Below are 10,806 nucleotides of genomic sequence, written 5' to 3'. Positions count from 1 at the left end.
GGGGGGCCGGGCCCGCCGGGGGGGCGGGCGGGGCGGGGGCGGGGGGGGGGGGGCCGCGGGGGGCCCCCCCCCCCCTCCCCCGTCGGGGCCCCGCGCGCTACCGTGCCCGCATGGAGCAGGCGACGGAAGCCGGGTTCGGCGGCTACGAGGAGTTCTGGCCCTACTACGTGGCCATGCACGCGCGGGCGGCGACCCGGTGGGTGCACCTCGGCGGCACGCTGACCGGGCTCGCGGTGAGCGCCTACGGGCTGGCGCGCGGACGGCGACGGTACGCGGTGGCGCTCCCGCTCATCGGTTACGGCACGGCCTGGCCCGCGCACTTCCTGATCGAGGGGAACAACCCGGCGACCTTCGGGCATCCGGTGTGGTCGCTGCGCGGGGACGTCCGGATGATCCGCATGATGCTCGCGGGCCGGGACGCGGAACTCGCCGAGACCGCGCGGAAGTGGCTCGCCGAGCACGCGTGAGCCGAGCGGGCGGCGCGGGCGCGGGGCCGGCGCGCGGCCCCGGGCGGGCCGGGGTTCACGGGGCGCCGGTCGGCTGCCCGGCCGCCCTGGCGAAGGCCCTGGCGTGTTCCACGACCGCGATGAGGACCGTCTTCGCCGAGGCGCGCTCGCGCGCGTCGCACAGCAGGACCGGGACGTCCGGGTCGAGGTCGAGGGCCTCGCGGACGGTCGCGGCGGGATGCCGGTCGGCGCCCTCGAAGCAGTTGACGGCGACGACGAAGGGGATGCCGCGGCGCTCGAAGTAGTCGACCGCGGAGAAGGAGTCCTCCAGCCGACGGGTGTCGACGAGCACCGCCGCCCCCAGCGCGCCCTGGGCCAGTTCGTCCCACAGGAACCAGAACCGGTCCTGGCCGGGGGTGCCGAAGAGGTACAGGACGAGGTCCTCGCGCAGGGTGATGCGGCCGAAGTCCATCGCGACGGTCGTGGTGCGTTTGTGCTCCACGCCCCGGATGTCGTCGACGGGCCGGCTCGCCTCGGTGAGCGTTTCCTCGGTACGCAGCGGACGGATCTCGCTGACCGCGCCGACCAGCGTGGTCTTGCCGACCCCGAACCCGCCGGCCACCAGGAGCTTGAGGGTGACCGGGGGCGCGGCGGGGGCGAGTGAGGTGTTCATACGGCCTCTTCTCGTGCCGTCCCCGCCGGTGTGCGCGGCGGGGACGTGCGGGGTGAGCGGTGCGGGCCCCGGTTCACAGGGCGCGCAGCCCGTCGATGACATCGCGCAGGATGCTCTCGTCGGGCAGTTCGGCGGGCGGCACCGGCCGGGTGACCGTGACCAGTTCGCCCTCGGCGAGGTCGCCGACGAGCACCCGGACGACGCCGACCGGCAGGTCGAGCCCGGCCGCGAGTTCCGCCACGGACTGCGGGGCGTTCGCGCAGAGCCCGAGGATGTCCATGTGCTCGGGGGACAGCAGCGCGTCGCTCGCCGCGTCCTGCGGGGGCGAGGCGGCGGTGACGAGCGCGATGAGGTCGAGCCGGTGCTGTCCCGCTCCGCTGGTGCGGCCCCGGGTCATCGCGTAGGGACGTACGACCGGGCCCGCCTCGTCGTCGAACCAGCGGGCGCTCTCGTGACCGGCGTCGCTCATGCCCTGCCTCTACCCCCCGGCGGACACGTCGGAGCGGGGGGCCTGGCCCAGGTGGGCGCCGACCCGCTTGACGAGCAGGGTCATCTCGTAGGCGATCTGGCCGACGTCGGCGTCGGAGCCCGCCAGCACGGCGAGACAGCTGCCGTCCCCGGCGGCGGAGACGAACAGGAACGCCTCGTCCAGTTCGACGATGGTCTGCCGGACGCTGCCCGCCTCGAAGTGCCGCCCGACCCCCTTGGCGAGACTGTGGAAGCCCGAGGCGACGGCGGCGAGGTGCTCGCTGTCCTCGCGGTCGATGTCCTCGGAGACGCCGGTGGGCAGTCCGTCTCCGGACAGGACGATCGCCTTGCGGATGCTCGCTACCCGGGAGACCAGATCGTCGAGGAGCCAGTTGAGTTCGCGGGTGCCGCCGGGGGCGGCGTTCGCGGGTGTCGTAACGGCCCTTGGTGCAGTCATCGACCGTCCCTTTCCGGTGTGGTTCGTGGCGCTGTGCTGTCGGGGACGGGTCCGGTGGCACCGGTCCGCCCCACGTTCTGCCCGGCCGGTCGGGAACCGGCCGGCGTGTCCTTCGGTGTGCCGCCGGGGTCCTCGCCCGTCTCGACGCGCCCGCGCTGCCAGCCCTGCTGGAGGGCCGCCATGCGGTCGCGGACCTCGTCGGCGTCGCGTTCGGCGGCGCTCTGCCCCGCGGACGCCGCCGGGGCGGGTGGCGGTTCCTCGCGCAACTGCCGCGCGAGGCTCGCCTGCCGCACCCGGCGGGGCAGCCCGCCCGGTCCGGCGGACGGACGCCCGGGTGCCGCGGGAGGCGGCGAGGCCGGAGCCGGGCCCGGGGCGCGGCTCGCGGCCGGAGCGGGGGTGGCCTCGTCCGAGGCAGGCCCCGGTCCCGGCGGCGCGGGGCTCGCGGCGACCGGGGCCCCGCGCGTAGGCGCCGCCTCCGCGCCGGCGTCCGGGCGCTGCCCGCGCACCGGCCTGCCGTGGGAGCTGACGAGCTTGGGCACCGGCCGGCGCGGCAGGGCGCCGAGGTCTGTCAACGGGCCCCTCGGCCGGTTCGCGCCCCCGGCGGTCCCGGCGTCCGCCGTCTCGCGCTCGTCCCGGGCGTCCCTGGCCTGCTGGTGCTGTTCGCCGCCGGTCTCGCCGGCGGGGGCCCTGCCGGTGCCGCGGGCGCGGAACAGTCCGCCGTGCTCCGTGCCGTCCTCGTCCGGCTCGTCGGTCTCGTCCCGCTCGTCGAGGCCCTTCGCGCCGAGTGGGGCCTCCAGCTCCACGGGACCGTCCGGTACCGGTTGCCCGGCGGCCGGGGCCCGGCCCGGTTCCCGCGTGCTCGCGCCCTCGCGCGCCGTGCGGCGCGGCAGCCCCCGCTCCTGCCGGGACGGCGGCAGGTCACCGGTCCGCAGTCCGGCGCCGTCGGTGTCCCCGGCCTCCGTCAGCAGGGCCTCGGGCAGGAACACGACGGCGGTGGTCCCGCCGTACGGGGAGGGCTGGAGGGAGACCCGCACGCGCTGGCGCCGGGCCAGCCGGCTGACCACGAACAGACCGAGGCGGTCGGTGTCGGACAGTTCGAACTCGGGTGTCTCGGCGAGGCGCTGGTTGGCGTCGAGCAGCGCCTCGGGGGCCATGCCGAGGCCGCGGTCGTGGATCTCCAGCGTGAACCCGTTGCCGACGTGCTCGCCGACGACCTGGACAGCGGTGTGCGGCGGGGAGAACACGGTGGCGTTCTCCAGCAGTTCGGCGAGCAGGTGGGTGAGGTCGCCGACGGTGGGGCCGGTCACCGCGACGCGGGGCAGCCGGCGCACCTCGATGCGTTCGTAGTCCTCGACCTCGGAGACGGCGGCGCGTACGACGTCCATGAGCGGCACCGGTCTGCGCCACTGCCGCGAGGGCGCCGCGCCCGACAGGATGACGAGGCCCTCGGCGTGCCGGCGCATACGGGTCGTGAGGTGGTCGAGGCGGAAGAGGTCGGCGAGTTCGTCGGTGTCCTCGGTGCGCCGTTCCATCGTGTCGAGCAGGGTGAGCTGCTTGTGCAGCAGCACCTGGCTGCGCCGGGCCAGGTTGACGAAGACCTCGGAGACGCCCTGGCGCAGCTCCGCCTGCCGGACGGCGGCCTCGACGGCGGCCCGCTGGAGCGTGTTGAGGGCCTGCCCGACCTGGCCCATCTCGTCCTTCTCGTAGCTCAGGCGGGGGGTCTCCGTCTCGACGTCGATCTCCTCGCCGGCCGCGAGCCTGCGCATGACGGCGGGCAGCCGCACCCCCGCCGCCTCGTGCGCCTGGCGGCGCAGCCCGGACAGGTCGCGCACGAGTCCGCGGCCGATGCGCAGCGACAGGTAGAGGGAGAGCAGCAGCGCGAGCAGGCCGAGGACGCCGGCCAGGGTGGCCCGCAGCAGCACCCCGTGCGCGTACGGGCTGATCTCGTCGCGGTAGCGGGTCTCGGCCCGGTCGTTGCGCGTGGCGAGGGCGTCGAGGACGGTGCCCGAGGCCTCGGACCAAGTGCGGGCGCTCACCGGGCTCGGGGCGCTGGGCACGGACTGGCTCACTCCGTACTCGGCGTCGCGCAGCGCCGAGGTCTGGCCGCCGGACCAGTACTTCGTGAACTCCTCGCGCTCCTTCTCCGGCAGCAGCGCGAGGTTGGTCTCGTAGACGAGGTCACGTTGGGCGACGAGGTCGGAGACGCTCTGGATCTCCTCGCGCCCCAGCCGTTCCTGGGTGAGGGCCGCGGTGACGACGGCGTCCTCGCGGGAGAGGAGTTCGCGTGCGCGGTCGATGCCGACGACGCCGCGGCCGTACTTGTCCAGGGCGACGTCCTTGACCGAGCGCAGGTCGGTGAGGAAGCCGAAGCAGGGGCTGATCAGCCGGGTGTACAGGTCGAGCGCGGTGGTGCGCGAGACCCGGTTGTCCTCGACGGTGCGGCGGATGGATTCGAGGTCCTTGAACCCGTCGACGAGGTCGGCGAGTTCGGCTCGCGAGGTGGGGTTCATCCGGTCGCGCAGCCCTGTGTCGCGGGCCACGTCCTCCACCTTGGCCAGCGCCGTGTCGGTGCCGGTCCGGCTGCGCCGCAGGGCCGCGAGGACGTCGGCGCCACGCGGGTCGGCGAGGTAGACGAGGGTGCGCAGCCGCTCGTGCTGGAGGGCCCGGGTGGCTTCCTGGACAGGCCGGGCGGCGTGGTCGAGGAGTTCGTTCACGCCGAGGACCCGGTAGGCGTCCTGGCCGCTGATGACGGTGGCGTAGGCCCAGACGGCGCTCAGCGAGAGCAGCGGCACCAGGAGCAGCGCCACGATCTTCCTGCGGATCGATTTCCCGCGAAAGCGCATGGTCTCCCCCAGATCCGACCCCCTGCCGGTCCCGGGCCGGCGGGCGGCCACCGAAACCGGCCCCTTCGGGAAGGGGCGCACGTTCCTCGTGAATCGGCGTGACTCTACTACTGCCTCAGCGACAACTCGAAGAGATGTCCGGTTACTTTTCTCCCGGCTTACGTGGGACCATTCGGGAGGTGTCGGTTCATCGCACTAGATGGTGGGTCAGTCCGGGGATACCGGGGCCACCGGCGGAGAACCTCGCGGCCCGGCCGTACGTCTGTCCGTAGGGAAACGGTTCCGCTGCCGGCCGCAGGTGAGCGGCGTACCGCGGCCGTACGGGTAAAGCCGCGTGGGGCGGGCAGCGAAGAGGAAGGCCGCCCGCGTCCCCCGGGCGGTGGTCCGGTCCGTGAGAGTGGGGAGTTGACGGGTTGATGAGCACGGCAGAGCGCGGGGCGGAGGACGTCCGGGAGAGTGCGGGGGCCCGCCCCGGGAAACCAGCTGAAGAGGATTTCGACACTCCGCTGCCCGACTGGAGCCTCGCGGAGTACGGGGAGGACGCGGAGGCCGACGCGGACGTCGCGCGCCGGCGGAGGGAGTCGGTCCGCCGGGACTCCCTGTGGGTCGAGGAGCCCGCGGTACGCCGTCGGCTGCCCGATCCGGTGCGCACCTCCGCGGTGCGCGCGGTCATCGTCGTGGCGCTGACCCTGAGCCAGGCGGTGACCGCCTTCCTGTGCACGCTCGCCGGTTCCTGGCTCGCCTTCCCGATGGTGGTCAGCAGTGTGGCCAGCACCGTGGTGGCGACCTGGGCGGTGCTCGACGTGTGGGTGACCCGCCAGGTGTGGAACCAGCGCAACGGTGTGGAGTCCCTGCCGGGCAGCACGGCACGCCAGTTGCGGCGTGAGCGGCGCCTGGCGCGGCGCGCGGCCCGTGCGGCGGCCCGGGACGCGGCACGCGAGAGGACCGGCGACCCGGCCGACGGGGACGCCGGCGTGGGCGGGGAGCGCGGGACGGTCGTGGCCGCGCGGGCCGCCACTCCGGTCCCCTCCGCCCGCCGGCCCGCCGAGCGGGCCGGGACGGGCACGGAGAACGGAGCCCGTCGCACCGGGGCGGGGCGGACGCGGCGGGAGAGCGCGGCCGCCTGACACCGGGTGTGCGCCGGGAAACGCGGGAGCCACCGGAGTCCGTACTCCGGTGGCTCCCGCGTTTCCCGGCCCGCTCAGACCGTGGCCGTGCCGCGGGACCCCGTGTCGCCGGCCGGTCGCTTGTACATACGGGTGGCGGTGATCTCGCCGTGCACCGCCTCGGCGTCGGTCGGGCCGGGCAGTCCGGGGCGCAGGTGCTCCTCGACGCTGATGTACTTCAGCCCGGCGCGCAGATCCGCGTCGTTGCGCAGACGGATGACGAGGGGGAACTCCGCGAGCGCCGTCGTGTCGAACAGGCCGGTCGTGTAGAGCAGCTGGACGCCGAGCGCGTCGGCCACGGCGCGCTGGAGCTCCAGCAGGTACGTCGCGTTGGCCCGGCCGATGGGGTTGTCGAGGAACAGGGTGCCGGCGTGCCGGTGCTTGTCGCGGCCCCGGTCGTTGGAGCGCAGCGCGGCCATCGTGCAGTACAGGGCGATCGCCGCGGTCAGGAGCTGGCCGCCGGAGAACACGTCGCCCATCTGCCCGACCGGGACCCGCTCGGCGCGCAGCACCGCGTCCGGCTTGAGGATCTCGACGCTGACCCCGCGCGGCTGGAGCGCCGCGTGGACCGAGCGCAGCAGCAGGGACATTCCGTCGCGGCGCAGGTCGGAGTTCTTGCGTACGGCGGAGCGGGTCGCCTCGTCGATGACCTCGCCGAGGCGTTCGGCGAGGCTCGCGTGGTCGGGCTCCTCGAAACGGATGCGCAGGAACTCCTGTCCGGACCACTCCCCCAGCCCTTCCGGGAGCCTGGACAGGCGCTGGGCGGAGCGCAGCGTGGCGAGGGAGGACTCGACGAGCCCGCGCAGCCGGTCCACGATCGAGTCCCGGTTGCGTTCGAGCTGGTCGAGTTCGTCACTGAGGACGCGCAGCCGGGGGGCGAACGCCTCGGCCCACTTCGCGGCGTGCTCGGGGAGCGCGGCGGCGGGCAGTTCGCGGATCTGCTGGCGCGCGGGCGTGCGGACCTGTTCGTAGCGCGTGGAGTTGGCGTGCCGCACGAGGATGTCGCTCGCCTCGCGGACCGCGGCCTCGGCGGCGGACAGGTCGGCCGCGCAGCCGCGCAGGGAACGGCGCGCCTCGGCGGTGGCGGTACGGGCCTCGGCGAGGGTGCCGTCGAAGGTCTCGGGGGCCTCCGCCGTCGCGTCGGGTCCCGGGGGCTCGGGATCTGCCGGGTCGCGCAGCAGATCACGCAGCGCGGCGGTGGACTCCTCGAAGCCGGCGGCCGCCTCCTCGGCGGTGCGGTGGGCCTGCTGGAGCTGTGCGTGGGCGGCGCGGGCGGTGTCGAGGGCGGTGGTGCGTTCGGCGAGTTCCCCGGTCGCGGTGCGCAGCAGGGCCTGGGCCGCTTCGGCGTCGGCCGGGACGCGTTCCCCGGGCAGTTCGGTGTGGGCGGTGCCCTCCTCGGGGGCGAGGCGTTCGGCCTCTCCGCGCAGTCGCCCCAGTTGCTCGCTGGCCGTGGAGGCACGGGTCTCCAGCATCTGGACGAGGGCCTCGGCGCGCCCGGCCGCGGCCTGCCGGGAGGGGCCGTCCGCGCCGTCGGGGCCTTCGAGGAGCTGTGCGGCGCGGGTACGGACCTTGTTGCTGAGCCGGTGGAGTTCGGCGTAGGCGGCGCTCTCGTCGCTCTCCGCGCGGGCCTGTTCGGCGCGCAGGTCGGCGCCGACCCCGACCTTCTCGTAGAGCTGGGAGGCCGCGCGGTACGCCTCGCGCAGGTCGGGCAGGGCGGCGCGGGCGGCCCGCGCGGAGGGTTCGGGCAGTTCCTCCGGGGCGCCGGCGATCTCGGCGCGTTCGGCGCGCAGGGCGCGGGCGGTGCGCCGGGCGTCGTCGGCGGCGCGCTGGGCTGCGCGGCGGTCCTCGTCGGCGGCGCGGGCGCGCTCCAGGCAGGTCTGGGCGCGGGCCTCGGACTCGGCCGCGTCCTCGGCGAGTTCGCGCAGCCGGGACGTCCACGTGGCGCGTTCCCGCAGCCGGTGGGCGAGGCCGGCGAGGGCGTCGGCGGCGCGACGGGCCCGCTGGGCGGCCTCCTGGCGCTGGTCGCGGACGGCGGCGGCCTCGGCGGCGGCCTCCTCGGCCTCGGCCCGCAGGGTGTGGGCCTCGGCGCGCTGCCGCTCGGCCTCCTCGGCGGCCGTCCGGGCCTCGCGGGCGGCCGTCTCCAGTTCGCGCAGGCGGCCGGGCGGACAGGCGGAGCGCCAGGAGGCGAGCCGGGCGGACAGCTCGCGGTCCTTGGCGAGCCGGGCCGCGAGCGCGCGGATGTCCTCGTCGCGGGCGGCGGCCCGGGTCCGCAACTGCTGGCGCTCCTCGTCGGCGGCGTGCTCGTCGTGCATCGCCGGGTTCGGCGGTACGAGGAAGACGTCCGCTCCCCCGGTGGAGCCGGTGGCCGGGGCGAGGAGGGCGGCGGCGGTGCCGACGGCGACCGTGGAGCGGGGCAGCAGGGCGGCGCCGGAGAGGACCTCGCGGGCGCGGCCGTGGGTCTCGGGGTCGGTGATGACGACGCCGTCGACGAGTTCGGGGCGGGCCGCGAGCACGGCGCTGTGGTCGGCGGGGTCGACGGCCTGGGCGAGGTAGCGCCAGCCGGGCAGGGCGGGGATGCCGTGCTCGCCGAGGTACTCGACGGTGGCGAGGACGTCGGGGCCCGGCGGCAGGAGTCCGCCGTCGCCGAGGGCGCCGAGAATGCGGGAGTCGTCGGCGGCGGCGGTGCGCAGGTCGAAGAGCTGCCGTTCCGCGCCGGTCACGGACTGGTCGAGCAGTTCTCCGAGGGCTTCGGCGTTGTCGTCGAGGCCGTACGCGTCCAGGCCGCCCGCGAAGGGGTCGCCCTCGTCCCCGGCCGTGGCGCGCGCGGACGTACCGGTCCGCGCTCCCTCACTGCCCGCGGCCCGGCGGGGCTGGGGGACACCGGCCGTGTGGCCGGGCAGTCCGAGGAGTTCCGCGAGGCGTTCCTCGCGGGCGAGTGCGGCGGCGGTGGCGTACTCGGACCGGTGGGCGTGGTCGGCGGCGTTCGCGGCGTCGGCGGCGCGGGCCGCGGCCAGTTCGGTGCGGGCGGCGGCGGTCGCGGTCTCCTTGGCGTGGTCGTTCGCGCGGGCGGCGGCGGCGCGCGCGGTCTCCCACGCGGCGGTCGCGGCCTTCTCGGCGTCGCTCGCGGCGAGCGCGGCGCGGGCCGGATCGGCGTCGGGGGCGGTGTCGTCGAGCCAGCCCGCCTCGACCGCCTCCGCGGTCTCCTGCTCGACCTCGGCGAGGCGCTGGCGCAGGTGACCGGTGTCGCTGCGGGCGCGCTGGGCATCGGTGGCGGCGGCCGTCGCGTCGCGGTGGGCGCTCTCGCTGTGTTCCTGGAGGGTCGCGGAGCGCTCCTCCTCGGCGTTGGCGTGGCCCTCGGCGGCCTCGGCCGCGTCCTGAAGGGCGCGGACGAGGTCGGCGGCCGCGGCGGCGCGAGCGGCGAGCGCGGGGGCGGCGTCGCGTTCGGCCTCGCGGATGGCGGCGGAGACGCGCGCGGAGCGGTCGGTGGCGGCACGCGAACGCAGTACGGTCTCGGCGGCCTGCCACGCGGAGTGCAGCGTGCGGGCGTCGGCGAGTTCGCGGCGCTGGGCGGCGGCCGTCTTCTCGGCGGCGGCCAGCGCCAGGGAGGCGTGCCGGTAGGCGAGTTCGGCGGCGAGAAGGGCGGCGCGGCCACGCGCGGCGCCGGCCTCGGTGACGGTGTGCCCGGCGGCGGTGACCTGCTCGGCCAGCTCCGCGGAGCGGACCCGTTCGAGGGTGGCTCGGGTGGCGAGGCGGCGGCCGAGGGTGCGGGCGCGGCGCTCGGCGGCGGCGTGGATCTCGCGGCTGCGGGAGCGGCTCGCGGTGGCGTCGACGATGCGGCCGAGGAGGTCGACGGAGCCGGCGGTGAAGTCCCGTTCGGCGATGAGTTCGGCGCGGCGGCCGAGTTTCCCGCCGAAGCCGTGCACGAGGTCGGCGAGTCCGTCGGTGTCCCGGGTGTCGGTGACGGCGCGCAGCAGCAGGTCGGTGAAGTCGGAGTCCTTCTTGACCGCGAAGAGCCCGGCGGCCTCTCCCTCGTCGGCGTTCATCTCGCGCTGGTAGCGGAAGAGTTCGGGGTCGAGGCCGAGTTCGCCGAGGTGCTCGGTCCAGCGCTCGTGGGTCTCCTCCCAGTGCACGTCGAGGTGGGGGTAGAACTTGCCCGCGTCGACGAGCGCGTCCCGGAACCCCTTCATGGTGCGGCGCCTGCCCTGGGCGGCGGAGACGCCCTCGGCGAGGGGACGTACGGCGGTGGACTCGGCGACCGGCAGCGCGTCGAGGCTCATTCCGGGGCCGGGCCGGAAGGAGTACCAGGCTTCGGCGAACTTGCGCGGGTCGTTGGACACCTGCCGGCCACGCCACTCGCTGACCTTGCCGACGACGACGTACTCGCCGGTGCGGGTGTGCTGCCACTCCAGGGCGACGTGTCCGCAGTCCTCGGCGAGCAGGAACTTGCGCAGCACCCCGGAGCTGGCGCCGCCGAGGGTGTTGCGGTGGCCGGGCAGCATGACGGAGAAGATGAGTTTGAGCAGGACGGACTTGCCGCCGCCGTTCTCCAGGAACAGCACGCCCGCCGGGGCCGGCCGGCGCGGCGGGCCGACCGGCTCCTCCGCGAAGAACTCCGCCTGGGCGGGGGCGGGATCGGGCACGGGTTCGCCGACGCCCCTCAGGTCGAGCACGGTGTCGGCGTAGCGCGCGCCGGCCGGGCCGATGGAGTAGAGGCGGATACGGGACAGCTCGTACATGGCGGCGGACTCTCGTG

The 10,806-nt window shown here is 75.7% G+C and carries 7 protein-coding genes; 2 read left to right on the top strand and 5 right to left on the bottom strand.

All coding sequences use genetic code 11. The annotated features are described in order from the left end of the window. The first annotated feature begins 110 nt into the window (after positions 1–110). The gene (locus ACFYMP_RS11400) at positions 111–467 is read left to right on the top strand and encodes an Mpo1-like protein (protein ID WP_388854216.1); all 357 of its coding nucleotides are present in this window, start codon (positions 111–113) and stop codon (positions 465–467) included. 55 nt (positions 468–522) lie between these two features. Here the strand turns inward: ACFYMP_RS11400 and ACFYMP_RS11395 are convergent, their stop codons facing one another. From ACFYMP_RS11395 to ACFYMP_RS11380, 4 genes are all read right to left on the bottom strand, one after another. Further along, positions 523–1,119: an ATP/GTP-binding protein gene (locus ACFYMP_RS11395; protein ID WP_388854213.1), complete on the bottom strand. Its 597-nt coding sequence runs from the start codon at positions 1,117–1,119 to the stop codon at positions 523–525. A 73-nt stretch (positions 1,120–1,192) separates the two neighbouring features. Continuing rightward, entirely contained in the window at positions 1,193–1,588 is a 396-nt protein-coding gene (locus ACFYMP_RS11390) for a DUF742 domain-containing protein (protein WP_388854210.1), read from the bottom strand. Between the two features lie 9 nt (positions 1,589–1,597). Beyond that, the gene (locus tag ACFYMP_RS11385) at positions 1,598–2,044 is read right to left on the bottom strand and encodes a roadblock/LC7 domain-containing protein (RefSeq protein ID WP_388854207.1); all 447 of its coding nucleotides are present in this window, start codon (positions 2,042–2,044) and stop codon (positions 1,598–1,600) included. Then, complete coding sequence (locus tag ACFYMP_RS11380; protein WP_388854204.1) at positions 2,041–4,887, bottom strand: nitrate- and nitrite sensing domain-containing protein; 2,847 nt, start codon at positions 4,885–4,887, stop codon at positions 2,041–2,043. The genes ACFYMP_RS11385 and ACFYMP_RS11380 overlap by 4 nt, the downstream gene beginning before the upstream one ends. Before the next feature lie 416 nt (positions 4,888–5,303). On the opposite strand from ACFYMP_RS11380, the gene ACFYMP_RS11375 reads away from it, so the two are divergent. Further along, the gene (locus ACFYMP_RS11375) at positions 5,304–6,014 is read left to right on the top strand and encodes a hypothetical protein (protein WP_388854201.1); all 711 of its coding nucleotides are present in this window, start codon (positions 5,304–5,306) and stop codon (positions 6,012–6,014) included. A 74-nt stretch (positions 6,015–6,088) separates the two neighbouring features. On the opposite strand, the gene ACFYMP_RS11370 is transcribed toward ACFYMP_RS11375, so the two are convergent. After that, on the bottom strand, positions 6,089–10,789 hold the full coding sequence (locus tag ACFYMP_RS11370) for a hypothetical protein (RefSeq protein ID WP_388854198.1): 4,701 nt from the start codon (positions 10,787–10,789) through the stop codon (positions 6,089–6,091). Positions 10,790–10,806 lie beyond the last annotated feature (17 nt).

Source organism: Streptomyces sp. NPDC007088 (assembly GCF_042869355.1).
GTDB lineage: Bacteria > Actinomycetota > Actinomycetes > Streptomycetales > Streptomycetaceae > Streptomyces.
The sequence above is the reverse complement of the archived record's forward strand: the minus strand, read 5'-3'. Positions and strand labels throughout refer to the sequence as shown.

Coding starts and splice junctions, on each gene's coding strand:
- ACFYMP_RS11400 (WP_388854216.1), top strand. CDS start 111: ATGGAGCAGGCGACGGAAGCCGGGTTCGGCGGCTACGAGGAGTTCTGG.
- ACFYMP_RS11395 (WP_388854213.1), bottom strand. CDS start 1,119: ATGAACACCTCACTCGCCCCCGCCGCGCCCCCGGTCACCCTCAAGCTC.
- ACFYMP_RS11390 (WP_388854210.1), bottom strand. CDS start 1,588: ATGAGCGACGCCGGTCACGAGAGCGCCCGCTGGTTCGACGACGAGGCG.
- ACFYMP_RS11385 (WP_388854207.1), bottom strand. CDS start 2,044: ATGACTGCACCAAGGGCCGTTACGACACCCGCGAACGCCGCCCCCGGC.
- ACFYMP_RS11380 (WP_388854204.1), bottom strand. CDS start 4,887: ATGCGCTTTCGCGGGAAATCGATCCGCAGGAAGATCGTGGCGCTGCTC.
- ACFYMP_RS11375 (WP_388854201.1), top strand. CDS start 5,304: ATGAGCACGGCAGAGCGCGGGGCGGAGGACGTCCGGGAGAGTGCGGGG.
- ACFYMP_RS11370 (WP_388854198.1), bottom strand. CDS start 10,789: ATGTACGAGCTGTCCCGTATCCGCCTCTACTCCATCGGCCCGGCCGGC.